The following is a 26,345-nucleotide window of genomic DNA, read 5'->3' on the forward strand; positions in this document are numbered from 1 at the left end:
TAATCGGTGTAAAAATCAGAACGCTCAAAAGATTTTTATTCTGTAAATTATTTAAAAAACGGAATTTTAACCTATATTTATATGCTATTTTAACTAAATATGCCGTTTTAATGAGTTTTGAGGATATCATTTGCAACAATTCTGAATGACTCCGAGGTTGGCTTTTCTTATGAGCAGTAATGCGGTAAATGATAATGTTTATTATTTGTTGTTGGGTGAAACGGAAAGAAATATAATTGGAAAAAGTCTTTCTGAAAAAGATGCAAAAGAAGAATTAAGTGGTGATTCATCTATTAAAACAGATGTTGCTTTAAGAAAAATTGGGAAGCTTAATGAAACAATGCGTCTTGCTAAAGGGCGTAAAGGATACGCTAACTTGAGTCTTATATATCAAGCGCTTAGTACCACCTCTGAAGCAGGATTGACAACGAGACAGATAGCAGATATTTGTGGATTATCTATTTACGTTACCCGGAACTGGTTAACAAAGCTGAATGAGGCTGGGGTAATATGTTGTCATCTTTTTGATGGAAAATCTTTAGGTTGGACTATTGATTTGTAATACTTGCGTTCTATTTGAGATGCAAGACTTTTAAACAAATTTTAAAAAAAGTATTGTCAGTGGTAGTAATCTCTGGCTTCTGTTTCCCTATGTTTATAGATATAGCTGTCAATTAGCATTATAGGTATCTATGTTGACCTACGATTCAGTGCTGGATGTGGACGATACTCATTCAATTGTCACGGATATAGGTGTATGTCATTCAGACGATTTTTCAAAGTAAAATATGCCACTCATTAGTAACCTGCTACAGTTCTTTTGGGATTTGTAGGGGGGCGGCCTGAGTATTTGACTGTGCGTTGTTAGCAGACAATTCCGGCTATACTTATTTATCCTAGTGTAGATATTCTGAGATGCGATATAAATATGTGATGCTGCTCTGATGAACAGGATGACCTCATTCAACTATTCGTTTTAACGTTGTAACTTAAAATTGTTGTGTTAACGTTTACAGTTTATGGTCATTATCTTTTTTAACTATTTTAAATCACTCTAATGTGTCCGTTAAATCTGTGTCGATTCAGTTGCATTAAGTATCATTAGTGTTTCATCGTGTATGTATATCTTTCATTGAATTTTAAATCTATATTTTTGATGTGTTCAACTAAATGTTTCTCCTTAAGGCATGTGGTTGTATTGTCTTTGCGACGAAACTTTATCTTTTCTCTATTAATTAAAGAGGGTTTTTTTACCGGTGTATGGTCCAGAATGGGAGGGCAATACTGATTTTAGAATATAAAGTCAAAATGATATTCATTGTAGGTCTATGGTTTTTATTATTTGCTGTCAGAAATTTAAATAATCTATAAAGTGTTAATTAATTGTTTTGAAATTGAGGATGGAAAATGAAACGCGCAAGTGTGAAAGAAAGAGAGTATCTTATAGGACCATTAACAACAAGTCAATGGATTCAATCGGCACCGTATAATAACTTTGTAAAACCGTACTTAGTTGGTTGTACTGCTCTGGCTATTGCTCAATTAATGAGAGCTAATTTCTATCCAGCTAAAGGTAAGGGGATGATTAATGGTATTATGGCAGAAGATCCAAAAATTAATATCGATGGATATGTGTATCGTTGGGATTTAATGGATGATAAGGCTCTATCAGAAGAAGCACGAGATGCAATATCAACTATGATTGGACATGTTGCATGTGCAATCAACACGCGCTTTGGTTTATCATCTAGCTCTCAACTGGATTTTTTAGAAGAGATAAGTGCGCTTGTCGATAACTTTAGCTATGAAGATGACATATCATATATCTCATACAAAGAGACGAATAACTTTACCGATTATATTCAACAATCAACTATAAACGATGCCGTTATAGAAAACCTGCAAATGGGATTCCCTGTTTTGGTTGATATTCCAGGGCATTCAACTGTATGTGATGGTTACATGGGGGATGGTGTTTTTTCTTTTAATTATGGCTGGGGGGGGGGCAGTAGCTATTACTATAACTTAACTAATGATATGCAGGGTTGTAAACCAGTGTGTATTATATTTGGCATTAGGCCATCATCTGAACCGTTGTTGGTAGCAGAAAAATTATTAGTAACTAATAATGTTTTAACCCAGCTATCTTCGAGTTCTGTTGAGGTCGTTATAAAAAATATTACAGATACTAGTTTTGAGGGACATTTGAACTTAGTTTCCTGTGATAAAAATAATTTTAAAAGAAATGTTATAAGCAAAAATGTTAATATTTCCCTCGCATCAGGTGATGAGTCTAGTTTAATAATTTCTATTGAAATGCCGATTGATATATCTTTTGGCGAAAGATATGTGGAAGTAATGTATCTTAGCAAAGATGGTATGATGCAAAAGCTTAAGGATAGTAGCAATAATATCTTAAAAGAAAAGGTTACGATTAATCGGCATGTATGTGAGACATTACATTTAGTAAATGATGTAGTGATTCCCACTACTATTCCTTATGGAAGTCAAATAGAAGTAGAAATAAAAATACATAGTGAGATTGATGAGGAAAAAGAATTTTTCCTATTGCTTACTGATATCAATACTAACATTATTAAAACTCTAGGTAGTACTATTGTACGTTTAGATAATGGTGAAAACTCACCATTTGTAATTAAAGGCGACTTCAATGAAATATCTGTAGAACAAAATTATAGAGTTATTATTGCTACAAAAAGTGAAGAAGTGTTCCCCGTTTTCGAGAAGTTAGATTTATTTGAATCTGATGTTTATATTTTATCAGAAGAAAATTATAGTGAATTTTTTTCCTTATCAAAGAATATACCGCTACCAGATGTTTTATATTCAGGTGCAACTTACCCACCATCTGAGGTTGTTATTCAACCTATAGTTTTTGAAGGTAATAAGCTTTACGATTTTTACATTGAATATTTGGATGTAAACGGACGTATTATCAGGAGTAATAAAAAAAGTTATGGGGTTACAGAACTGGGGGAAATTAAGATTGACCTTAATATAAACCCTGGTCAACTCAATGTTGATCAGTCACACCCTGTTGCAGAATATTCAATACGGTTGACGCATAGTGATTTCGACGATAATGAGAATCGATATATTGTTAAGCCTGAAGATATTTCCGTTAGTAATCCAGCACTAGTCAATATATTTTACCGGAATCCTTATGATTTTATGTTCCTGACTAAAAGTATTGAAGTGAGTAAGAATGAATTCAATCATTTAGAACAGTTTGATGTTACATTTTCATCGCAATATATGATTGAATATTCGCATCTTCCAAGTGTGGAAATTGTAACGTTCAATGTTAAATTAAAAGATGAGGATTTTAATGAGTACTTAATAGGGTCTGAAAAAGGACTTATCTATTTAAATGAAAGTTTTTCCAACACCATCAGTTCGAAGGTTAGTGAACATATTCCAAGTGGTAAATATACACTCTATGTCCAGATCGTATGTGATCATTATAATGACCCATTGCCAGAGAAAGTGTATGGATACACGAATGAGGTCTTAGATGGGATAAGTATTACTATTATTTAGCTAGCTCTTTTATGTTGGTATAATAAATGTAGCGCGCTCGTGTTAATTCTGACACATTCGGGCTTTAAGTCATCAGCCTGTACTCTTCCTGTGTCAGGTTATTCAGCAATTCATGGGGGCGCTTGTTCTGCCCCCTTTTTTAGATACAACCATCATCAAGTAATACCTGTTATTACATGTCATAATTCTGTTTCATCTGCCTATTGAAAATGCAGTCTGGGATTTAGGTACAGGAACAACTCTCATTTCGTCACTCTTGTAGACCGGTAATCACTGTGAGTTCAACGGGCCGATGTGTAAGTATCCCGCATAATCGTGCCATTCACATTTAGAGATCCTCCGGCATAATCAATCTGCCAACAAAGTAGATTGCTATGCGTAAAGCCCGTTTTACTGAGCATCAGATCATTGCCGTGATTAAGTCGGTTGAAGCCGGACGAACTGTTAAGGATGTCTGCCGGGAGGCCGGTATCTCTGAAGCCACTTACTACAAATGGAAGTCCAGATACGGCGGCCTGGAGGCTTCTGATATTAAAAAGATAAAGGATCTTGAGGATGAGAACCGGCGTCTCAAACAGATATTTGCCGACCTCAGTCTGGAATGCCGCGCGTTGAAAGACGTCATCGAAAATAAGTTTTAAAACCAGCTATAAAGTGCAAGCCCGTCAGCTATCTGACGGTGCAATTTGGCATGAGCTTACGTCAGACATGCAGGACTTTATCGCTGAGCAGGACAGTGTGTTTTTATCAGCCCGATATCCGCTGAAGATGCGGATGGATAATGGGCCAGAACTGGTGTCGCTGCACCGGCGCAGTGGGCGGAAGAATACAGGCTGATGGCCAAAAACACGGAAATCTCAAGAAGTGCGTGGAACTAAAACGGGTGTGTTTACAGTATGGCGATGTTAAATTCCATTCCTGCTGCCGAACCAAAAAAGCATTCATTTGGGAAAGTGAATGCTTTTGAAATATTATGCTTAATACAATGAATGATATTACTCTATCGTTATTATCATTACAGCGTTTGCTGTAAATGCGTCGGCAGGAATATCCTCAGGTTTCATGTTTGGGTCTCGTACTATCTGAAATTCAATGTTACGCTCATTATTCCCAGTCATAAATGTCTCATTAATAATATCCGTGGTACTTGCCGCTTTACCATTATAAAATAAAGCGATACCCAGGCCTGAGCGAGATGACTGAATCACTTGATTACCTCCAACTGACAGGGGAGTAAACTTAAACTGTGTGCTAGACGTTACACTTGCTTCTTCGCCATTACATAGAATTATTAGCTGTTTTTTAATATTCCCGACAGCCCCGAGCATGGGGTTTGATGTAATATCAGTTCGCTCAACATCACCCATGCTAACATTTAAATCACTATTATTGTAATTTATGTAACATATTGAAGGTTCCTCGGGCAGCAGGGTAGCATCTTGGCATGTTCTGTCTGCGGAAGTGCTCCACTGTTTGCCTTGTTCATCTTGAAAAGTAAAGCATACAGTACCGGCCTGAGATTGTGAGGGCCCTGCCCCTCCCCCAAAGTCAGGATTTTGCGAAGAAATACCTTTGCTTGTATTCAATTCAACTTCTTTAGAACTTACATAATGGCTAATTGCATTTTGCAAATTGCAGATTGCATTTCCCGGGCAAAAGTGAGTAACCATTCTCCATTTGCCAGTAAATGGAACATAGGATTCAAAACCATCATACATGTTCGCCTGTGTATCATTGCGTCCAGACCATGTTGTAGCTCCACCAAAATAGCTATTTTGTGTGTTCGGCTTACATACAGTATTGTAGCTCGTAACGTCGATTGAACCACTCGGGCACCTGTCAGGTAAAGGCATACCCATAATCACTGCCTTTGAGTTAGATGCGAGAAGAAACACACAACATAAAATTATCATTATTGATACTACTATTTTCATAACTTATACCCATTTAGTACATGAATAACATTTATTCTGACATTACATCCGACTTTGAGCTATATATACTTTCAAGCATAAGACACATACATTAGTAATATAGCTAATATCTATATCAAATTTAAAATATATCATTGGTGTTATATATTGAGTTGATGGAAAATAATTAATTAGAACTGGATTGAAAATGTTAGAACGCATACCTTTCTCATGAAAGGTACGAACTACTATCGCAATTGATATAGAAAAGAGCATTACAAATCAATAGACCAATATAAAGATTTTCCATCAAAAAGATGACAACATATCAACCCAGCCTGATTTAGCTTTGTTAACCAGTTCCGGGTAACGTAAATGGATAGTCCACAATTATCTGCTATCTGTCTTGTTGTCAATCCTGCTTCAGAAGATGTGCTGAGCGTTTGATATATGGTACTCAAGTTAGTAAGTCCTTTACGACCTTTAGCAAGGTGCATTGTTTCATTAAGATTTTCAATGTTATTTAAAGAAACATCCATTTCATTGTTTTCACTTCTAAACTAATTTCGTTTTCACTTCTAAACTAATTTCGCTTTTTGCATCTTTTTTAGTAAACTTTTTTATTATATTCATTCCGAATTACGTTTCACCAGGCACCAGATAATCAGCATTCATGCTCATAAGGAAAAAACTCTTAAGTAATTCAGGATTGATACAAACGATATCCTTAAAAGGTTATCGATTAATACATTTAGTTGGGTTGTGATGTAAATATAGGTTTATGTTCCAATATTTATTTGTTTTTAAGCATGAAGTTCTGTTCATGCTCAGGTTCCTATACTGCCAGTTCATCACCTTTCGGTGCAAATGAAATCGGATTAAATGTATTTTCGATAAGGAAAGCGTTGTCCTTCACCCTTTCAACTCGAATTCGACGATCGGATGCGTTCAAATCAAACATCAGTCGATTAAACATCTGATCATCAGACGAATCGTTAACATTTTTCTTAATAACAAAATTTGATAATGTGAAATAACTATATTACTCAATCAAATAATTGAAATGGATTATTCTCAGCACATCAAATGTAGTATTAGTATCCAACTCTGTGAGTTCACCAGAAAAAGAACCCATTCCACTCCCGTTGGGATTGAAATTCATACCGATTATACCGCTGTATTGAAATCCTTTTTGGTGTGTGGATTAGCACGGATGACTCACTATTAATAATTTCTTGTCTTAGTATATCAAGGTTATAAAATAAATTAGCCAAAATAATCACTATGAAAAATATATAAGTGATGCATTTGATAATTACTCTAATTAAAATGAATTCTATTGCAGGCTGAAATAAAATTATTTTGGGGGGCGGAAATAATGCAGCGACCAATAAATTTCTGCCCCCTTCCTCTAATGCAATACGTTCATCCGACTGATATACACACAAGAAACCCGGAATACAGGATGAATCGCCACGGATAATCTAGACACTTCCGAGCCGTTGATAATATTGCTTTTCATATTCCGTCGGTGGCATCTGAACACTCGAACCATGCCGACGCTTACTGTTATAAAACATTTCGATGTAATCAAAAATATCGCTGCGTGCTTCTTCCCGTGTTCCGTAGATCTTTTTCTTTATCCGTTCACGCTTCAGTAGCTGGAAAAAGCTTTCTGCAACTGCGTTGTCGTGACAGTTACCACGACGGCTCATACTGCCCTCCAGACCGTGTGATTTCAGGAACGACTGCCACTCATGGCTTGTGTACTGACTACCTTGGTCAGAATGAACCAGCACCTGTTTTTGGGGATTACGTCGCCACACGACCATCAAAAGCGCATTCAGAACAATATCTTTTGTCATCCGGGGTTGCATTGACCAGCCGATAACTTTGCGCGAGAACAGGTCAACAACTACGGCCAGATACAGCCAGCCTTCGTGGGTTCGGATGTAAGTTATGTCCGTTACCCAACGTTCATCCGGAGCTTCCGGGTTGAACTGTCGCTGGAGCCTGTTGGGTGTCACGATACTGACTTCACCTTTATGCGCTTGTGGGCTTCGATATCCGACCTGAGCCTTTATCCCGGCACACTTCATCAGCCGCCAGACCCGGTTAATCCCACATTGTTGCCCGCTATCTCGCAGGTCGAGATGGATTTTTCGATAGCCATAAACGCAACCGGACTCCAGCCAGAACTGTTTGATTTGTCCTGTCAGTCTGAGATCCGCCTGAAACCGTAGTGAATGCGGCTGCTGAAGCCAGGTGTAAAACCCACTCGGATGAACATTCAGAATCCGGCAGAGTAGACGAACGGGCCAACAACAGGAGTTGTCACGGATAAAGGCGTACCTCAGTCGGACAGCTTTGCGAAGTACGCCGCGGCTTTCCTGAGAAACTCCCGGTTCACACGCATAACTCGGGATCTTGCTGGAGAGAGTAACCCAGTGATTTTGCCCTTCGTTTAAGCCCGTCGAGTACGCGATTACGGTAGCGCTCTTCATAATAATCCGCGCCAGGATCGACATATTTCTGACCGTATTTAAGGGCATTGTAGAACAGTATTGCCAGTTTTCTTGCCGTTGCAGTGACTGCTTTTGCTTTCCCGATACGGGATGATAATCGACGATAAAAAGCACCCAGCGCTGTATCGCTCCGGCCAATTGTTGTGGCTGCCAGTCTTAGTGCAGCAGCAATTCGACTGGATGAACGCCGTGTTTTCGAGGACAGTACTTTTCCACCGGAGATCTTATTCCCCGGGGACAAACACAGCCACGAGGTAAAATGGCTCGCATCCGGCCAGCGATTCATGTCAGTACCGCATTCGGCAACGAATTTTAGTGCCAGATAAGGTCCGAACCCATGTATCTGTGTCAGGTCTGCTCCGGTAATTTTCCAGAGTAATGGCCTGACATCAAAGGAAAGCTGATTGGGCTGTTTTGTACGATGTCTGGCGGAGGGCAATACTCCTTCAGGCTCTTCAGTTCCGGTGCTGAGCTGCAATAATGAAGTTTCGATTTGATCATCACACTCACGGATTTTTTCCTGGTAAAAATCGAAAAATGCCACCGACTGTTCAAGTGCAAAAAGATGTTCAGGCTGCCAGTTCCCTGTCAGTGCCTGTTGAAGAACCTCTGGCGTCTTTTTACATCTGACATCACGATACTGGATCAATACTGAAGGATCGCGCTCACCACTGACAATAGCTCTGACGATTGAAAGACCGGTAACGCCAGTAATATCCGATACGGCATGATGCAATTGAACATTCATCTGCATCAACGCCTTCTGCATATGTTGGATATGAGCAGCCCGGTATTCAGTCAGGCGTTCCCGTTGTCTCAAATAAGACCTGAGTACGGAAATGTCGTGTTCAGGTCTGAAACTGGCCCGAAGAAGGCCAAATGAATGCAGCTTCTGCAGCCACTGTGCGTCATTGACATCAGTCTTGCGACCGGGAACATTTTTTGCGTCTCTGGCATTAACAAGGATCACATTGAAACCCGCAGCCTCAAGGATCTCAAAAGCAGGCAACCAGTAAACGCCAGTGGACTCCATGGCAATGGTCGTAATGTGACAGGTTTTGAGCCAGTCGGACATCCGATGAAGGTCGCCAGTGAAACTTTGAAAAGTTCTGACCGGCTCGGCGTCAGCATCCGGTGGAACGGCGACTACGTGGAATTCAGCGCCAATATCAACGCCCGCAGCATGAGGATGGATAACAGACATTCGGGAGGATTTTTTCATGGAAATCTCCTTGCTCATTTTTCGATGAACGAAGGAGGGGACGACGGAGAAATCACCTTCCTGAACGGGATCAAAGTCACCACTGCCGGATCCGCCACAGTCCCTGAACCATGTTTTTTTACGGGGTCATACCACCAAAAGGCCGACGGCTGCTTCCTTCGCTAAATTAGCCTGCCAACTTTTCCGGGGAGTTTCTGAGACTCAGGACGGGGTTTCACCCATGGACAGTTTTTTAATATGTCCCGTTCATCAGTAACCCGCTTCAGCTCCTTCTGGAGTCGGCGGATCTCAACCTGAGCATCTGACTGCTCTCTGTTGGTGGAAGAGTCCGGCCCGTATTTCTTTATCCAGGCATAAAGACTGTGGGTAGTGATATCGAGACGTGTTGCGACACTGGAAACAGAATGTCCACGATCAACAACCTGTTTGACTGCTTCAATTTTAAACTCTTCAGGATAACGCTTACTGCTCATGTGCACCTCTCTATAAGCCATTTTAAATGACTCCGAGGTGTCTGTTAAACCTGTGGCGATTCAGATTCTGTCATGCATGATTCAGCTTTCTGTGATGACCTTAACGTTTCTTTTCCTGGGTGAGGCTGGAAACGGCACCCCGAAAGGTGCTGTTATGACCATTACCAGCGGAGCTCAGATGTTGCTATGAATGCCACCTCTTTGACTCGCTCCTGCAAGTCGTAATCGACTTGCATACTGATCGGAATATGAAAATCCGTTACTGTGAACAAATCTGTGTAGCCAATCTCTTGGCGTAACCGTTTCCGGGGAGGCAAGAATCTGTCAGGAGGTCCGAATTGTGAATGCACCCAAGATCGCACCATCTCAGGTTGTAGTGGGGATGGCAGCTCATTAGGAAATTTATAGTTCGTTTTCTTCTCATTCTGTAAAAAAAGCTCAATTGAAAAAAGCGTTGTACCTTCTCGCTTAAAGGCTAAGTAAATTCCTTCATTCATCATGCTTAACGTTAGATCAGGATCTCCCGGGTAGCCTGTCGGCTTGGTCTTGTAGGGAATCAATCCGGCATCAAAAATTTCCTGATATGGCTTACCTAAGTAGCGAATCAATGCTTCGACATTAACGGTCATTAGTATAATCCCTGTTCCTGATTTAATTGATGCATCTTAGCTTTTGCTTCATCGATTTGGCTATCTGTTACGCCACGCTGTTTAAGCTCAGTGCGTATGGTCTCAATGTCGCGTTCTACAGCCGCTCGCAAATCTCTGGAGTCTTGCTGTATTTGCGTAGGACTATTTCTGCCGCCATAAGTGGCACTAAGTTTTTGGTGAATATCAGCAGGAATGATGATAGACGCAACGTCTTTCGCCATACGGTCAATTTCGGCAGGTTTTGCGTCTGGGAATTCACGTCGTAAGTAGGCCCGTACTGCTGCGGCTGAGGGCATGTGATCAGCATGAGTACCGTTTCGTGCTCTACCTGTGAAGTTGCTATATAAGTCAACTTCCAGCAGTTCCACTGGAGGCTTGCTGAGATAGATGTAAATCGGCGGATGGACGTTGCCCGGAAACACCAGAATATAGTCCCGGAAGTCCTTTTCCTCTGGCGGTGGCGTGGTGGTGATGGTCACGCTCTGAATGTCAGGGTGTTCAAGCCCCGGAATTGCTACCGTTCCGGCCTGTGGCTTTGGTTCCCGGTGTTCCACCCACTAGCATATGTGTTGCCCGGAGCATCGGCTGGTGTCCATGTTATTTGTACCTTTCCGCCCGGTCCATCACCCCAAAAGCGGTATTTCCCGTCAAATCGCTTTTCCATTAGCCTGACTTTCAGCTGATCACGCCCACTTTCCGGGCTGGTGTGATAGCCCACGGCTTTCAGCCGCCCGGTTTCCGGGTCTTCCACCCAGTTATAGCGTACCCGTGTTGGTACCGTACCGCCGCTTTGGGCTACCGCGAGCAGTTTCTCCGCTGTCAGCAGGTCAGACTTTTCACCTTTCAGCATTGAGTGCAGTACTGCCCCCATGACCACGAACGGTAAATTCAGTTCAAACCGGCTTTCCCATACCGCTGGCCCGGACAGGTGTTTCATCTGGTACGTTAATGCCTTAGCTGCGTCCTGATTCGCTTTTGTTGTAGCCCCTCCTGCCGAAGCAGCCATTCCTGCTTCGGCTGAACCGCCCATAACAACAGGTGGCGGGGGAAGTGGCATTGCTTCCGCTTCACCAAAGAAGAATCCCGTTACTTTATCAAACAGGGATTTTTTCCTCTCCGGCACGGCATCAATCAGCCCGGAGGTGGTCTTTGTCTTCTTCGCCGCCTGAGCGTGCTGTTCTGGCTCATTGCTGGTTGCCGTTGAGGATGACTCTGGGGGCGGAGAAGCAGGCAGTGACTGGTAAATGCTCATCGCAGCAAAGTTTGCCTGTGGCTCATCCTCGGTTCCGGCATCGGTACATCCGGCCCCACGCAGGCAAGATTTGGCAAAAACTGGTACAGGGGCCAGTTTCACGCTGTCAGACCCTTCCCCCTGTGCTCCGCTCCCGACCAGTGCAGCAGAAGCCTCAGCCTGTTTAGCTTCCCGTTCCCGCTCGGCCACGCGACCGGCATTACAATCACTTTCATAATAGTGTGAAAATACTGTCGGAACGAACCGGGCCCGGCAGGGGCAGGAGCTGTAACTATCCAACGAACCCGCCCACTCTTTCAGGACACCGCCTACTTCGTAGGTGTCTCCCATGCCGCCACAGACGCGGAAAAGCCCCTCATGCTTCCCGCAAGTCACCGGGTCTCCCTCCCGGACCTGCTGCCGTACAATGCCGCCGATTTCATAATCGGTGTCAGACGCACCGGAAAGAATTCGCCCCCCGCATCTGGTTTTATCCAGATGATACAGAAAGTATCCCGTAGCCATAATCCCCTATGAATCATATTGATATCGCAGGCATAATACCCAAAAGATGACTAAAGCTAAATCAATTGGGGTGAAAAGCGTTCAGTGTGATATAGAGGGATTGTTGGAAAAGGTTGGGCATTAGGCTCAAGGTTTGTGGTTCTCGCTTTACTTCAGACCGGACAAAGACCGGGTACAGACTTGTTTCAATGAATTCATTAGCCATGACGCATGATGGAAATAGTGTCTATTGGGAATTTGAATTCTGACAGATGGGCCTACAGCAACCAGAGGGATTGGTGGCTACTTAAGAGAAATGTTCATGTTGGATGGCAGATGCTGGGGGGTAACATCTGCCGCCAGCGCGACCTGAAATCTACCGGAACCCCAGAAAGCAAAAACCCAGCCATAGGCTGGGTTCTTTAAATAGTGGTGCCGGACTCGGAATCGATCTTTTGTTTTATCTTTATGATTTATAAGTAAAATTTTTGATGTGATTATATTTATGCCCTCATTTGTACCCTCATTCCCGATTGGTATGAATCCGAAACCCGAATCGGTGACGATAAGTGGGATACTCGCCTCAGGCTGATGTGTTGATACTTTATGATGGTCCTTTGTCTGGTGACGCTCCTGGTGCGTTACAGAATCCAGTAACAAACCACCAGAAGAAAAGCACCAGGAACGTCAGTATCATATTGTCCATAAGCAGGCGAACCTGGCAAGGGGTTTGTTTAACTCTGCACTGATACTGACATTTCACATATGTGCAGGCCCCTGATTACTGTCCGGATGCCAGCATTCCAGGGTAGTGACGTGCGATGATGTCATTCAGCTTATCGACCAGTTCTTGCCGCTTAAAGGTGATATGAGCAGTTCCCTTCTGAAAGTATTTGATTGCAAACATCTCATCCTCGTAACGATTGCTGTGCCTGTTTTCATGGATATGATTGGCGAGACGACGGGTGACGTCGGCACGGTTGTCGGGAACCGGTTTTCCGTCCAGAAGCATCAGCATCCGCTCAAGGTCAGCTAACCGATCGCGTTGCCAGCCCCAGAGAAGCCCAAATCCCCACCGGTCACATTTGACTAGCCCACTGACGATGATTTTCCCTCCAAATTTACAGGGGCTGTTCGTCTTAAAATCCCAGCTCAACCCTTTGAAGACGTTAATGACACCCCGCTCAAACACATCACCTTTATTCAGATACAGTTGCTCAAAAGTGCTCAGAATGTTGGCTTCGCTGACTGCAGGAATGTTCTCCCCCCCAAGATTTCTGTACCACTGATCACGAGCCTGAGCGTCCATGATGGAAAGCATCCCTGACTTTTTCATTAAATCGCGCCATATACCACGATCGAGATTACGGGTAATGGCTTTCATCGCTGTTTCTGGTTTTTCCATCAACCAGCAACCACGGCGGAATTCCTGCTTCATGGCCCAGTCCAGAGCGGTTTTACCGCCAATACTGCGGGTCAGTGTTGCAATATCGCTAAGTTGTTGCATGAGCACTTCAATCTGCGCCAGCGCCGCATTACGTCCGGTGACGATGCGCTCAATGCTGGTGGAGCAAATAACGTCTGTGTGGCCGGTTAATACTTCGGGTTCGTTAAGAGTAAGGTCTGACATCATTTATTTCCTTATATAAAGCAAAGTGCCAGTCGGTGAGGGCTGGCGCTTATGGGTAAGTGATGAGTACGGACAGGTAATTAATCTGTACTGGTCTGCTGCAGACGCTGAAGATCGCGAACATCCCTGAGTGCCTGTTCAATCCATGGCAACAGCACGGCTGAATCGGTATTTACTTCGTCGTTATCGAAGATAATCCCGCTGTCGCAACAGATGTTGTCCTGCAGCAAGCAAATCAAAATATCGAGAGCGGTTTCAGTGGTTAATTCTGGCATGTGAAAACCTTGTGGTGATTGAGGTGGGGTTACCAGTCGAAAACGTCAAAGCCGGGCAGCACTTCGCCAAAGGCATCCAGATGAACAATGCCAACGGCGTAGCGACGGATAAGCGTTATCACTAACCGGCGGCAGGCTTTCGACAGTCCGAGGCGTTTGAGCCGTAATACCGGAAACGACCAGGCATACAGGCGAATCAGATAACCTGAACCAGTGTACATAATCCATTCCGACTCGCCGAAGTCTTCGCGCTGATGTGACAGGGCGTACAACAGTGAATTGTCTTCCTCCGTGAGGTGCGCAGTACTGCAGCACATCCCCGGTAATGATGTAAAAGGGGGCCGTGGGAATTCAACGGCGATCTTCCCAGGTTCATCCGCGATCCGCAGTGAGCAGCCGTTCTGGTTTACCGCGGCGATCAGTTCGGACAATTCAATACCATCGACATCCACTGCGATACGCCCCATGTTGAGGGCCAGAACGTTGATGGCATCAGCTTCCACGTTGAGAGACAGCTTCATCGGGTCATCTTGCTGTATTTGCCTGTAGTGATATCTGTCACCGCTCTGTAGCCGTTACGTGTCATCAGTCCACAGGCCTTACGGGCGCGGAGAATATCGATACTGCTGATAAGCGGTGACTGCTCTGTAGTGCTGGATCCGTAACGGTCAGTGCGTACCAGATCGTATTTTTCGACGATAAAATTGACGGCATCACACAGGGAAATACCGGCGTCAATGTGCTCCTGAATCACGTCGTCGTTGCCAAACGGCGTGTCGTTTAGCGCCAGACCGTAGTGATGATCCAGCAGGTGGCTCAGAAGTCGCTGCCAAATCTCCACGGGTGACAGACGTGGAGAAGCCTCCCGTGCCGGGGATACGGGTTGTGTTTGCATAAGGGGTATCTCGTTGTTGAAGGGGTAAAAAGAAAGGTGTTGCGGGGGTTATGACGTTACTGATGGTGTCGGATAAATCGCTATATAGATATAGCCATGCGATCCGAGTGAGTCAGCCTCGCAGGTCAGTCCCTTTGCATACAGCGTGACGCAGTGCTGATGGCGGGGACTGAGTTCGCCGGAAACCAGCATCAGTTCCATTTGCTTCAGCAGTACCGGAAACGCTTGGTCGAGATGGCGCAAATCCGCGTCGGTGAATGTCCCGGTGATGCTGGCGCGGTCGGCCAGATAATGCAGCCGGTTGCCTTCCTGTACCAGCCGTGCACCGAAGCACGGGGTGATATTACGTTTCAGTCCCCACCACGGTTCAGAAATATGATGATTTGCCGGCAGTGTTTTATTCAACAAGGTCGTGCTCCTTGAATATGAGTTAACTGAGGGTGACGCTGCGCAGAACGACATACGGGCCGTTGCGGTCCTGGCGACGTTCAGCGAACACGGCCAGGACGCCGCTGATATCCTGGACCTCCTTCCCTGCATAGTGGCAGACGCTGCCGGACCAGGCGTATTTTCCGGAACAGAAGCGAAACAGCCTGGACTCAGGATGCTGGCGATATAGCGCCATCGCCTGACGTTTGCTGATAATCTTCATCGCTGCTCTCCTTACAGCCAGCCGCGTTCAGCGAATGACACTACTTCCATGCCGCCAACCACCAGATGGTCCGGCAGGCGGATATCCACCAGGTCCAGTGCCTGCTTAAGACGTTCCGTGAGGCGGCGGTCAGCCTGGCTGGGCTCCGCCAGGCCTGACGGATGGTTATGGGCAACGATGACGGCGGCTGCGTTATGTTTCAGGGCGGCTTTCACCACTTCCCGGGGATGGACTTCGGTATGACTGATAGTGCCGGTGAACAGTATCTCGTGGGCAATGAGGCGGTTCTGGTTGTCGAGGAACAGCACCATAAACACTTCGCGCTCTTCCCCTGCCAGGCGCAGACGCAGCCAGTCCCGGGTGGCACCGGCGGAGGTGAAGGCCACACCGGGTTCACGCAACTGGCGCTCCAGCAGGTTCATTGCCCGCCGTAACGTTCGCCGGGCATACGGGGACAGGGGGACTTCCTGGTGTGGTGAGGTCAGTGACGGGAACATATCAGGCTGCGATGACGTGGGTAAGGGGGCCGGATTCGTCATGGTTATTCCCCTAATCAATGATACGCATAATTGCGTGGCAGTCCGGGTGCAGCAGGGCATAGTCCCGCAGGCGATAATAGTGCTCCGTCATGGCATCGCATTCGGTGCGGCAGGCGTGATGACTGTAAGCGATAAGGCAGACGGCTATCCCGGCAGCCTCAGCGCTCATCTCTGCGCCGTTACCGTTCATGCTGTTAAACAGTGTCCATTTCTCATCGTTTTCGTTCTCCGGGGCCATAAATGCACCGCCATTGCTGAGGGTAAAGAAATTCCATATCCCGCCGCTGTAGTCCCTGCAAAACCGGTCCATCCAGCCAAAAATGTGGGGTTCAAGGGTTATCCACTGCGGTATGCTGCCAAACTGCTGCGGCCAGAAGGCGGCACGCTGTTCATCGGGTACGGGCATGCATTCGATGCGGTCTGTATCAGTACGTGGTGAGGTGAGAGATTCAGTCACCGGACTGGTCAGGGTGAGTATGTTGTTCATTTGATTTCCTTTGTATTTTCATGTGGGTTGTTGTGACAAAGTGACGGACAGAACTGCACATAGCCATCATCATCACAGCGTGAAGGCCAGTGCCCCTCAGGGATACTTATGCCGCACTGGCTGAGTTCACCGGGACGATAAAGAAGGTGAGAGCACCAGGCGCACAGGTCGTCATCAGAGATGGAGCGGCAGCTTTGCTCACTGATCAGGGAGAACGGATGTGGCGAAACCTGAATCACGCCGCCAGGAATACACTGCATTACTTCAGGCTCCCGAGCAGGCTTTCCGCCATTACCCACAGGGCGCGGTTGAGCTTCACGTCGCCGTCAATGCCGTTAACCGCACGGGTGTGGGCCCGTTTACCTTTCGTTGTTCTGCCCGGCAGACCGCCTTTAATCAGGTTTTCCTGGATACGCTGGTAGGTGGTCCACAGGTCGGAACTTTCATCCTGCCAGCGTCGCGCAGACAGAATCTGTGCTTCCGTCACCGGCTGGTGCTCTTCCCCAAAGCGGTACGTCAGGGCGGCTCTGGCAAACGCCTGCTGTGCCGGCGGAGGAAGTAGCAGTGACTGCATGGCATCCCGCTTCTCCTCCACCCGGTCAAATATCCCCAGCACCTCATAAGCCCCTTCAATGACTTTATCCACCACATTCCCCTTGTGCGGTACGCGAACCTCACCAAAGGTTTCGCCACAGACAAGTCCGTTCTGGCAGACAAAGCGAAACAGGCCCGGCAGCATCTGGTATGAGCTGGAGCCGTCGTGGCTGTTAAGCAGGATGATTTCGGGGACCTGTTTACCGGTGATTTGCCCCTCACGCCGCAGACGCAGCATGTGCTTTGTGTGGTCGCGTTTATTCAGGTCGCGAACGCGGGTCTGGCAGGCAAAGAACGGCTGGAAGCCTTCCCGCTGCAGATTATCAAGCAGTGTGATGGTCGGGATATACGTATAACGTTCTGAGCGTGATTCGTGCTTTTCTTCACTGAATACGCTGGGCACATAGTGTGCCAGTTCATCACGGGTCAGTGGGCGGTCGCGGCGTACGAGACTGGCCGCACCAAAACGGCTGGCTAAGCGCATGGTTAATACCTCTGATATCGGGTTAAAGGGCATAAAAGCAGAAAGGCCATGCTCCGGAAGGTGCATGGCCTGTGGGGGACTGTGTTCTGTTGAAAAATGAGCAGGACTTCGCCGCTCAGTGGCTCAGTGGCTGTGGTGACACAGGAATACCGTCGCTGATGAGATAGCGGTTCAGCATCTCTCCGGCCTGCGGGGCAAAATTCCAGTCCCGCCATATCAGCATGCCACGGCAGTCGCGGATGACCAGACGAAAATGGGGCCCTGGTCGTCTTCGACGGTGACGTTGAGATAGCGTGCGGCCATGGCTTCCGCCTGTCGGCGGGTGAAGGGGCCGGGTGGCAGCGACGCATTATCAGTGGTCTGCATATCTGATCCCTGATGAGAAACAAAAGAAAACGCCCCGCTCAAATGAGCAGGGCGTCGGCGGTGTGAAATACTGATGCAGTGGTCAGGGCTGGCGGGTGTGTGCTGCCTGAACCGGGATATGCGTCATGGACTGAGGTTCCTGTTGTCGTGAGCGTGAATGAATTCAGAAAAAAGGCGTTACCTGTCTTTATTACGGCAGGGCATATTTCGGCAGACAGCCGCTGTCCCCGAACGCGGGAAGGACCTTCCCCGCACCGTTAAGCGTAAACACGGCTGCCTTTACGCCCTCCCCGGACACAATGACCCGCTTACCGGTGCGCAGTTTATCCCATGCCCATGCCACGTTGTCTGAGCCCACATGTGACTCGCTGTCACTGACGCTGACAGGCTCCTCATCGTCAATTTTCATGTCCAGCGACTGGCCGTTATCCATCCTGACCTGATGACCGTTTGCGTCGGTGAAGGTCAGGGTGGCCGCTTGTGAGCCGGTGTCTTCGCAGGTCAGGTAAAGCTGTGACTGTCCTTTCCCCAGAATTACAAACTCAGACACGCCCTGACCCCAGCCGCTGGCCCAGGTATCACGGTTACCGAAGGCCTGTGACACTGCCGGAGTCAGAGCAGATATCAGAAGAGTGAAAAGCAGTATTTTCTTTTTCATAGTATTCCCTGAGGGTGATGGTTAAGACGATACGGGTCTCTCCTGAAGACATTGAGACGCGTTAAGAAAGAGGGCTGATAAGTGATACTGGCGATATCACTGGCTGACGGTGAATGTGCCCTGATCGGTGAACACCCGGGCCTCAACAAAATTGCAGGCTTTACCAAAATCCAAAGTGTGACCAAATTTCCAGAAGACACTCTCAGCGAAGGTCATTTTACGGGGTGTGAACGGTTTATCTGTGGGCCACCAGCCGTCCACGTTCCGGCCCCTGTAGGCTATTTTTCGGTGTGTCAGCATCGGACATTTTCCCCGGTTAACATCGATTTTCTTTATCAGAACGGTGTCGGTTTTTGCTGTCACGGTGACATAGACGCAGCCATAGCACTCAGGACCGGCATGGCTGACCTTCACTGTAACGGGCGTATCACTGGCGGCCAGGGAAGGAAGTGAGGTGAACAACAGACTGGTGGTTAGTATCATAAAAAACCTTTTCATTACTTTTCTCCGGACGAATGCGCTCCTGCGATTCATCGCATTGATTTTTAATCAGTAAATGGCTGAATACAGTATCCCTGAGGAATTCTATAACCGGATATTTACCAGGGATAATGAATAAAACCGATCGGGTCGATCGACAAAATCGATCGTGACAGGGCAAAATTATTTATCGAAACGGAAGACAGGCTAATCGATGTGGAAGTCAGCCAAAGAAGAAGGACCAGACGGTCCGGGCCGCTCGGGCCACGGTGTGTGTGACGGTCTGGAGCGCGTAACGTGCAGCCTGTGGCAACGGGGCCAGGTCGATGACTGCGTCAATCACTTCCACCACGGCATCGCCAAAGCTGTTGCGGGCGGTAGTGATAATGCCGGGGGTGTGGTACCCGCTTTGCAGGTGAGGCACCAGCGGGCTGCGGGCCTGCTTTGGGAGACGGGTAATCATCGCCTCCACCAGACGGGGAAGGTGGTACCGCCCCCTGACTGACACCGGAAGAATATTCGTCTCTGCTGTTCCCATCTGACGGGCCACGGTCTGTTGTTTCTGTATAATACGTTCAGCCTGCAATGCTGATGGCTGCGCCGATAACCAGTTCCAGTGCGCTGCAGGTTCGGTTTTATCCACCTGGTTGAGGACCCATAACACCGGTGGCAGCGGTCCGCTGTATTGTGCGAATACCTCCTGATAAAAAAGCTCTTCCACCGAGAATGCGCGGTCATCGGCCTTGAGCACCCACAGCACCATATCGAGTTGTGGCATGAGTTCGCGGTACAGCTCACGGTATTCGTTGTCACGGCTGATGCTCTCTCCCGCACCGGGTAAATCCACCAGCGTCAGGTAATGGTTACCGAAGCGCAGACGTACACGCTGAGGCTGACGGGTACAGGCCTCCACGGCATTCACCGCACAGACTTCACTCCGGAACAACGCATTACACAGCGAGGATTTGCCGACGCCGGTCTTGCCCATGATGCCAATCACGGGTTCATACGCGACGAGGCGGCTGAGCTCCCGGAGAAGATGCTGCCGCAGAATACGGGGATAGCGCCGCAGATGGCGACGGATAAGGGCATAGCCCGAAGGATGTTTCATATAAGCCTCGGCATAATAAAAGGCCATCCGGTGGGGATGGCCTGACTGAAGTAAACGGGAGGGAATTCACTGAGGTGATATATAACTGAGAAAAATTTAAAAATGCGGATATAGCATTTTATTCAGATATCAGCAGGGGCGCACGCCCCGCAGATATGTTTATTCAGTTTATGGTACGCATAAAAGGAATTTTGTTGACTTTTTTTGCAATTCTTAAAAAATATTCCCTGTGAATTGCTGATGTGTTTTTTAGTTTGTTATAACCACTCTTTTTTTTAGTCGCACTGATTTCTGTCTCCCTGTCAGCAAGACGTCGTCGGTGGGTTCTGTTGATGTTATCTTCCCTTTCTGTTCTTCTGAGCAGACGGGAGAATAATGTGCAGGGTTCATGACGCCGATAGCCAGGTGCAGTGACATCAGGGAACGGATTCAGTATGTCGGATATGAAAAAAGTTATTCCTCCTGGCGTGGGAGAACTTTTTTGTTTGTTGATGACTTCACGCTGGAAGTTGAGTAAGAAATTAAAGTCGAAGCCAGAAATACCTGCCCTGCATTCAATGTCTTCAGGGATGAATGAGTACCAGACCTCAATAATTTCCCTTATGAAGTCATGACTGACAGCCCCGCCCTGAATAAAAAATAACACATGGGCGAAAGGCTCAAAATTCTCATCCAGCATGCCCAGTCTTACATGTCCTGCTATCCGGCTGTACATTGTGCGGTGTTTTATTTTACTCATCATCGAGGCAAAGGCCATGTTAATCATGGTTAAGTCATCGGTGATGTGCTGAAGGAACCCGCCAGTTTCGTCATTGAGGTGAAAACTTATCGGGATTATTGAAATTTTTCCGGATGCTTTATTTTTTATTGTGTCATATTCATTCTGGATTTTAAGTAACACATCTTCTTTGTGAATAAGATTTTTCTTCAGTTCCTCTTTATATTCTGGAGTTGCTTCGCAATGAAGTTTCAAATGTTTATGCGTTCCCACGAGAGAACGGGGTGAGCCAGGGTGTAATGAATTCTCATATTTAAGAATGTCCGACAAAAGATTGCATGCGTAGCCATCTGTTACCTGCGTTTTTCTTTTTTTAGTGGAAAGTTTATCAGGCGGTATTTTTTCACATTCTGCATCTTTAAAGCTGATGAAGCTGTATATGTCAGCCAGGTCCACGTAACGTATGGGTTCCGATGGATACGTGGCATCTATCTCCCTTAACCTCAGAAAGTTCACTTCATAAAAATCATTCAGTCCGTCCCTTCTCATTCTGCTCTCCCGAATACTGGTTCTGTTTTTATACCTCCGAATTATATCGTATAAAGCTCTGAATTAAGAGTGATTAGATCACAGAACCGGCATGGTAAAACATAGCCTTTTAAGCATTATTCAGAGCTTATGATTGTCTCTTAATTAATTGAATTAAATGAATTATATATAATTTGTTTGTCATTTTTTGTGTGTTTGTTTTTTTCTGTTGTTTCAGATTGTTATGACATGATTTTAAGGTGAAAACGATTCTGACTGTCTTTTCAGGCGACTGAGGGTGTTCCGTTACTTCCGATCAGCGTCTTACAGCGAGACTGTTTTTCCGACTGTGTTTACCTGGTCAGGGAGTATCTTATCCTGTCATCCAGTTGCAGAGCATTCTGTGGTCTGATTGTTATCGCCGGGGAGAATGCAGTTTCCCCTCGAAAATAAATACGTTAGCCCGTCATGAATTTACCTTTTTTCATGTTTTCCGGGCCGCGCATGGAATGTTTTTCCTGAGTAACCAATAATTACTCTCTTACTTCCACGTTTTTTGTGCCTGAAAATACCGGGGGAGTAATCAGGAAGAAAAGCCCGTACCGGCATAAATAACGGCAAAATACTATTGCAGTAAATATTACAGTGGCAGGGTGACCCGTTCCGGGAGTCAAAAAGTATGCGTATACAAATCTTTCATGAGCACATGCCTGCTGTACAGGTATCAAGTCGGGGAAGACAGAAATGGTGTTCTAATATCATTAGAACACCATGGCGTGAATAACTTAAACCTGCGTGGTGAGCGTATTCTCTGGAGGTTACTGATTGTGTGAAAAGAAACATTAAGGTTATTAATGTTATTTTATAAAGATGTGTTATTTACCCACTTACTTACTCCTTTGTATCCAGAAATAATGAATCCTCAGTAAGTACAGCATTCCTTCGTCTACCGGATGATGATTTTTTTCAGACATCACGGTATGTTCAATGTTTACTAAATCATTATTTATTCTTTGCCGTAAAACGTCATGATTGTCAGACTTTCCTGTGTGATGAACACCCATTCTATTTTACGATAAGAAATTACTGTTACAGCACATGTGAAAAATGATACGCAATAACATACTTTCATGGCTGACAACCTGAATCGGTATGCTGAATAAAAAATTAATCTCTCCCGTAATCTCATGACCAATAACTGTTATGGGATATTTATCATGGAATACGCAATCAACTCAAACCACAAACCAGACTGTTCTCTTCAGTCAGTATTATTTAACCATCAGAACCGGTTATTTGACTGTCATTCGAAATTACTCATGCTTCGGGTGGATTTCGCATACAGGAAAAACTCTGATTCATACGCGGATGCTGATATTTATCAACTTGCGGCTGAGATGACATGGCTGACTGAACAATGCGCAGAGATATCTGGTCTGGTGGGATATTCCTGGGTAATGGAATATGGGGAAGATCACCGTTACCACATTCATGCTGCGTTTTATATCAATGGTCAGATCCACCGGAAGGTCTGGTGCTTCTGGGAAGCCATCCAGTCACGATGGGAGGAAATTACGTATGGTGATGGCTATGCGCACCGGTGTGAGCCTAAGGGACATTACCGGGTGCGGGGTGAACGAGTAATCAACTTTTCAGATCGCAGAGGAAGGGAAGGTATGCAGTACATCCTGAGCTATCTGGGTAAACAGTCGCAGCGTACAGAGCGCCGGATTTACAGGGTCAGCGCGGTCCCCGCTCCGGCGGTAAGTGGCAGGCGGCGTAAGCGGAGCTGAATCTATCCGGTAAAAAATTACGTCCGTGAGTCATTGTTTGAAGAACGTTCGGTATCTCACCACACGAACGTCTTCTCCCTTACCATCTACGGAGAAATAGCGATGACCACCCCAATAAGCATTCTCAGCGACAAATTCGTTGATATGGCCTTTATCACGCAACTCACCGGTTTAACAGACAAATGGTTTTATAAACTGATACAACTTGGAGAGTTTCCGAAACCAATCAAACTGGGGCGTAGCTCCCGCTGGTTGCAAAGCGAAGTGGAAGCCTGGCTACAGCAACGCATTGCGAAGTCACGGAGCTAAACACTCATGGTGAATAAACAGAACAGCAAGACATGGCAGGCACCAGTACGCTGGATTTGCAGACAATGCAACCGTCAGTTCAGCGGTGAGCGCATATGCCCTTTTGTTACTGTATAGACCACGTCGTTGCAGCCTCTGCGCACTGAATACCCATCCTGTCATAATCGCTTTCCCCCAATCCACTGATTCTCTGAATCTTCATTCCGCCAGTGACCACGCTTAACGTTGCCCATACAGGGATGGCTCACGCCTGCGTGCTGTCTGGCGGTAAGGACCCTTACTATGTACGCAAAATCATTTCTTGCCTGTAACCCTGCCGGACGGCTTACCGGTGCCAGAACCGCACTATGCTCCCCGTCTGACGTTTATACCTGCCATCACTGTGGTAGTTCCCTGGTGCTGCATGCTGAAACCGATCGTCCCTGGTTTGCCCATACTACTGCTGCACTGACTGAACGAGGCAGACAAGAGTGCCCATACACGCATCCTGCTGTTGATGAAGTCAGAATTATACAGCGCTTGAAGTGTTACGTACCGGATGCAAGACCGGTAGCCCGTCATGTTGGCCAATGCCAGGGTGAGTCTGGCTGTCACGCTGAGGGGGAGGCCATATGCTCATAATGCCATGCTATCGGGCCCTGAATACCAGAGGAGAGCAAACCAGCAGCAGAAGTGCAGTCAGCCAGCCTGATGAGCGCTGGACCTGCCCGTCCTGCGGATGTCGTTTGATACTGCATTCTGATAACCCCGGCATTCGCGCCTGGTTTGAGCACGATCCACGGTCAGTAGGGAAAGATGTGCTGAGGCAGTGCAGACATCTGAACCACTCTGCCACATTGCCGGGAGACTGGCACACAAGGTTTATATTCACCTTCTTTCCGCTGGATGCTTCTGCACCTATTGGGGCCTGGTATTGCGTGTGGTGTGGGCGTCACTATGCAGGTGAGAAACACTGTGTGGCCTGTAACACCGGTATCTACAGTATTGAGGAAACCGCCTGGGGGGAGAACTATATATGCCCGGTCAATAATCCAGCCCAGCGACCATCTGAAGACACACGCATAGCAGCATCAACATCAGGAGCTTGCTGACGATGGTTAATTCATTCAGACCAACCGAATATGTGATTACCGATGATGGGGAGTGGGTAGCCATCGATGAACTCATTGTCCTGCATGCCAGACCACTGCGCTGCGGCTCCTGCCATATCCCTGTAGTGGTGACGCAGAATGATACAGGCTGGCAATTGATTCACCGGCCGGGTTCAGAGATGGACAGAAAGCAAGTGAGTCGTTGCCGTTACAGAGTATCCTCCTCGCTGTCGACGGGCATACGGGGATTTTAAGCGCCAGAGGCATGGCATGGTGGGTGACGGCATTACGTTGAACTTAGCATAGTGCTGTTGCCCACCCTTATTAACCTTTTCTGTGAAACAACAGAGAAAATCCACTATGAAATATAACCATGCCACCCCGGTTGTTGATAATTCTGCGGATGGGGTAAACATACTCGCTTTTCCCCAACAGGCTGTTGACCACTACCCCCGACTGGTAGTGTTTAGTTTTAAGCTGCAGTTACCGCACAGTGAAACCTCAGCAGATAACCGGGTATTGATTATGCGCTTTCACACGGAAATCAGGCAGCGCATCGGCGAATATTCGTGGCAACGGCAACAGGCACGCCGACATTCACCGCCCAATATTCTGCGGTGGTTATGGGAGCCCGTTAGCGCGGCAGAGTGCAAAATGGTGTTGCTGATGAATCTCGATACGCTGGGAGCGATGCGCGAGACGCCAACTGGTGATGGTGTAGTTCAGGAGATTAATGCGATTAACGGAAGCTGCCTGCTGGTCTCATGCCCGCCGAAAGATCCACGATGTGCACGTCCGCACCCCTGACGGAAGAAGCCATGAGGCAGATCGGTCAGTTATACGCCATATAGGCGGATATAAGGGGAATGTCGACATAGCTGCGGCTTGCTGAACGCCAGAGATAAACGAAACCGTTGTTGAAATCCCTGGAAAGCTGGCTGCGTGAAAAGATGAAGACCCTGTCGCAACACTCGGAGCTGACAAAAGCGTTCGCGTATGCGCTGAACCAGTGGACGGCACTGGCATACTATGCAGATGACGGCTGGGCTGAGGCCGATAACAACATCGCTGAAAATGCGCTGCGGATGGTGAGTCTGGGGCGAAAAAACTACCTGTTCTTCGGTTCTGACCATGGTGGTGAGCGGGGAGCGCTGCTGTACAGCCTGATCGGGACGTGCAAACTGAACGGCGTGGATCCAGAAAGCTACCTTCGCCATGTGCTGGATGTTATCGCAGACTGGCCGGTCAACCGGGTCAGCGAACTGCTGCCCTGGCGTCTCGTCCTGCCAACTGAATAACTGCCGATCGTCAATACGGTTCTGGCTGTCCGCTTACAGAAAAAGAAAAACTGGTGGAGAAAATAGAACGTACTACAGCATCAGTTCTTCACTAACCTGCGAAACAGGGAGCCAGTAGGGCCATCTTGTTATGTAGCTGTATCCTAAGTTAATGGCACCTTCTCCATAAGATTTTACTGACAGCTCCCGACATATCCAGATTAGGGATATTCAGCTCTGAAAAAACGTCTGCTGTTGGCACAGGCTGTGTAAAAACTCGGTTTTTTCAGTATCTGAGGACTAACACCAGCAGGGATGCAAGATATTCCTGATATGGGCTGTATTCGCAGTGATTTGTATGTTGAGGCAAAACGAGACT

General features: G+C 46.5%; 26 protein-coding genes and 5 pseudogenes. 8 read left to right on the plus strand and 23 right to left on the minus strand.

Annotation, left to right across the window (positions count from 1 at the left end; all coding sequences use genetic code 11):
- Positions 1-169 precede the first annotated feature (169 nt).
- From HV243_RS03765 to HV243_RS03775, 3 genes and pseudogenes are all read left to right on the plus strand, one after another.
- Positions 170-562, plus strand: coding sequence for a FaeA/PapI family transcriptional regulator (locus tag HV243_RS03765; RefSeq protein ID WP_165500015.1), 393 nt, complete (start codon positions 170-172; stop codon positions 560-562).
- Between the two features lie 845 nt (positions 563-1,407).
- Complete coding sequence (locus tag HV243_RS03770; protein WP_181603930.1) at positions 1,408-3,561, plus strand: C10 family peptidase; 2,154 nt, start codon at positions 1,408-1,410, stop codon at positions 3,559-3,561.
- Positions 3,562-3,935: 374 nt separating this feature from the next.
- Positions 3,936-4,318, plus strand: a pseudogene (locus tag HV243_RS03775) (transposase); the annotation flags it as partial.
- A 238-nt stretch (positions 4,319-4,556) separates the two neighbouring features.
- Here the strand turns inward: HV243_RS03775 and HV243_RS03780 are convergent.
- The 23 genes and pseudogenes from HV243_RS03780 to HV243_RS03890 form a co-directional block, all read right to left on the minus strand.
- Positions 4,557-5,495, minus strand: a complete 939-nt coding sequence (locus HV243_RS03780; protein ID WP_141201951.1) for a hypothetical protein — start codon at positions 5,493-5,495, stop codon at positions 4,557-4,559.
- A gap of 254 nt (positions 5,496-5,749) precedes the next feature.
- Entirely contained in the window at positions 5,750-6,013 is a 264-nt protein-coding gene (locus HV243_RS03785; protein ID WP_072058784.1) for a FaeA/PapI family transcriptional regulator, read from the minus strand.
- Between the two features lie 945 nt (positions 6,014-6,958).
- Positions 6,959-7,873 (minus strand): annotated as a pseudogene (locus tag HV243_RS03790) (IS3 family transposase); the annotation flags it as partial.
- Positions 7,874-7,880: 7 nt separating this feature from the next.
- A complete protein-coding gene (locus tag HV243_RS03795) occupies positions 7,881-9,221 on the minus strand; it encodes an IS110 family transposase (RefSeq protein ID WP_008786676.1) in 1,341 nt (446 codons plus the stop codon).
- Between the two features lie 230 nt (positions 9,222-9,451).
- Positions 9,452-9,694, minus strand: a pseudogene (locus HV243_RS03800) (transposase); the annotation flags it as partial.
- A 161-nt stretch (positions 9,695-9,855) separates the two neighbouring features.
- A complete protein-coding gene (locus HV243_RS03805; protein WP_047358704.1) occupies positions 9,856-10,323 on the minus strand; it encodes a DUF6392 family protein in 468 nt (155 codons plus the stop codon).
- Complete coding sequence (locus HV243_RS03810; RefSeq protein ID WP_081000505.1) at positions 10,323-10,898, minus strand: S-type pyocin domain-containing protein; 576 nt, start codon at positions 10,896-10,898, stop codon at positions 10,323-10,325. The genes HV243_RS03805 and HV243_RS03810 overlap by 1 nt, the downstream gene beginning before the upstream one ends.
- On the minus strand, positions 10,859-12,100 hold the full coding sequence (locus HV243_RS03815; protein ID WP_053390097.1) for an S-type pyocin domain-containing protein: 1,242 nt from the start codon (positions 12,098-12,100) through the stop codon (positions 10,859-10,861). The genes HV243_RS03810 and HV243_RS03815 overlap by 40 nt, the downstream gene beginning before the upstream one ends.
- A gap of 760 nt (positions 12,101-12,860) precedes the next feature.
- Positions 12,861-13,709 carry a DUF4942 domain-containing protein gene (locus tag HV243_RS03820; protein WP_040229927.1) on the minus strand — a complete coding sequence of 283 codons (849 nt, stop codon included), beginning with the start codon at positions 13,707-13,709 and terminating at the stop codon, positions 12,861-12,863.
- An 80-nt stretch (positions 13,710-13,789) separates the two neighbouring features.
- The gene (locus tag HV243_RS03825; RefSeq protein ID WP_047661001.1) at positions 13,790-13,984 is read right to left on the minus strand and encodes a DUF957 domain-containing protein; all 195 of its coding nucleotides are present in this window, start codon (positions 13,982-13,984) and stop codon (positions 13,790-13,792) included.
- 29 nt (positions 13,985-14,013) lie between these two features.
- The gene (locus tag HV243_RS03830) at positions 14,014-14,505 is read right to left on the minus strand and encodes a DUF5983 family protein (RefSeq protein ID WP_040063379.1); all 492 of its coding nucleotides are present in this window, start codon (positions 14,503-14,505) and stop codon (positions 14,014-14,016) included.
- Complete coding sequence (locus HV243_RS03835) at positions 14,502-14,879, minus strand: TA system toxin CbtA family protein (RefSeq protein WP_040063377.1); 378 nt, start codon at positions 14,877-14,879, stop codon at positions 14,502-14,504. Before HV243_RS03835 ends, HV243_RS03830 begins: the two co-directional genes overlap by 4 nt.
- Positions 14,880-14,927: 48 nt before the next feature.
- Positions 14,928-15,287: a type IV toxin-antitoxin system YeeU family antitoxin gene (locus HV243_RS03840; RefSeq protein ID WP_038633768.1), complete on the minus strand. Its 360-nt coding sequence runs from the start codon at positions 15,285-15,287 to the stop codon at positions 14,928-14,930.
- 22 nt (positions 15,288-15,309) lie between these two features.
- Positions 15,310-15,531: a DUF987 domain-containing protein gene (locus HV243_RS03845; protein WP_038633763.1), complete on the minus strand. Its 222-nt coding sequence runs from the start codon at positions 15,529-15,531 to the stop codon at positions 15,310-15,312.
- Positions 15,532-15,542: 11 nt separating this feature from the next.
- Complete coding sequence (radC, locus tag HV243_RS03850; RefSeq protein WP_038642868.1) at positions 15,543-16,028, minus strand: DNA repair protein RadC; 486 nt, start codon at positions 16,026-16,028, stop codon at positions 15,543-15,545.
- A gap of 52 nt (positions 16,029-16,080) precedes the next feature.
- On the minus strand, positions 16,081-16,476 hold the full coding sequence (locus HV243_RS03855; protein ID WP_052322945.1) for an antirestriction protein: 396 nt from the start codon (positions 16,474-16,476) through the stop codon (positions 16,081-16,083).
- 77 nt (positions 16,477-16,553) lie between these two features.
- On the minus strand, positions 16,554-16,817 hold the full coding sequence (locus tag HV243_RS03860) for a hypothetical protein (protein WP_038633754.1): 264 nt from the start codon (positions 16,815-16,817) through the stop codon (positions 16,554-16,556).
- Positions 16,817-17,635 carry a DUF932 domain-containing protein gene (locus HV243_RS03865; RefSeq protein WP_001234374.1) on the minus strand — a complete coding sequence of 273 codons (819 nt, stop codon included), beginning with the start codon at positions 17,633-17,635 and terminating at the stop codon, positions 16,817-16,819. Before HV243_RS03865 ends, HV243_RS03860 begins: the two co-directional genes overlap by 1 nt.
- A 115-nt stretch (positions 17,636-17,750) precedes the next feature.
- Positions 17,751-18,001: pseudogene (locus HV243_RS03870) on the minus strand (DUF905 family protein).
- A gap of 190 nt (positions 18,002-18,191) precedes the next feature.
- Complete coding sequence (locus HV243_RS03875; RefSeq protein ID WP_000727137.1) at positions 18,192-18,659, minus strand: hypothetical protein; 468 nt, start codon at positions 18,657-18,659, stop codon at positions 18,192-18,194.
- A gap of 96 nt (positions 18,660-18,755) precedes the next feature.
- A complete protein-coding gene (locus tag HV243_RS03880) occupies positions 18,756-19,157 on the minus strand; it encodes a hypothetical protein (protein WP_047660999.1) in 402 nt (133 codons plus the stop codon).
- A 205-nt stretch (positions 19,158-19,362) separates the two neighbouring features.
- Entirely contained in the window at positions 19,363-20,250 is an 888-nt protein-coding gene (locus HV243_RS03885) for a GTPase (protein ID WP_047661008.1), read from the minus strand.
- 163 nt (positions 20,251-20,413) lie between these two features.
- The gene (locus HV243_RS03890) at positions 20,414-21,517 is read right to left on the minus strand and encodes a hypothetical protein (protein ID WP_047660998.1); all 1,104 of its coding nucleotides are present in this window, start codon (positions 21,515-21,517) and stop codon (positions 20,414-20,416) included.
- Between the two features lie 1,196 nt (positions 21,518-22,713).
- Here HV243_RS03890 and HV243_RS03895 point away from each other — a divergent pair.
- The 5 genes and pseudogenes from HV243_RS03895 to HV243_RS25665 all read left to right on the plus strand — a co-directional run.
- The gene (locus HV243_RS03895) at positions 22,714-23,289 is read left to right on the plus strand and encodes an inovirus-type Gp2 protein (RefSeq protein ID WP_047660997.1); all 576 of its coding nucleotides are present in this window, start codon (positions 22,714-22,716) and stop codon (positions 23,287-23,289) included.
- A gap of 102 nt (positions 23,290-23,391) precedes the next feature.
- Positions 23,392-23,598 (plus strand): AlpA family transcriptional regulator, encoded by a 207-nt coding sequence (locus tag HV243_RS03900; protein WP_047660996.1) that lies wholly within the window; start codon positions 23,392-23,394, stop codon positions 23,596-23,598.
- Positions 23,599-23,880: 282 nt separating this feature from the next.
- Positions 23,881-24,219 (plus strand): putative zinc ribbon protein, encoded by a 339-nt coding sequence (locus HV243_RS03905; protein ID WP_047660995.1) that lies wholly within the window; start codon positions 23,881-23,883, stop codon positions 24,217-24,219.
- 472 nt (positions 24,220-24,691) lie between these two features.
- Positions 24,692-24,943 (plus strand): hypothetical protein, encoded by a 252-nt coding sequence (locus HV243_RS03915; RefSeq protein WP_181603931.1) that lies wholly within the window; start codon positions 24,692-24,694, stop codon positions 24,941-24,943.
- Between the two features lie 485 nt (positions 24,944-25,428).
- Positions 25,429-25,987, plus strand: a pseudogene (locus tag HV243_RS25665) (IS66 family transposase); the annotation flags it as partial.
- Between the last annotated feature and the right edge of the window lie 358 nt (positions 25,988-26,345).

It is taken from the genome of Citrobacter sp. RHBSTW-00599, assembly GCF_013784065.1.
In the GTDB taxonomy this organism is placed as follows: Bacteria; Pseudomonadota; Gammaproteobacteria; order Enterobacterales; family Enterobacteriaceae; genus Citrobacter; species Citrobacter braakii.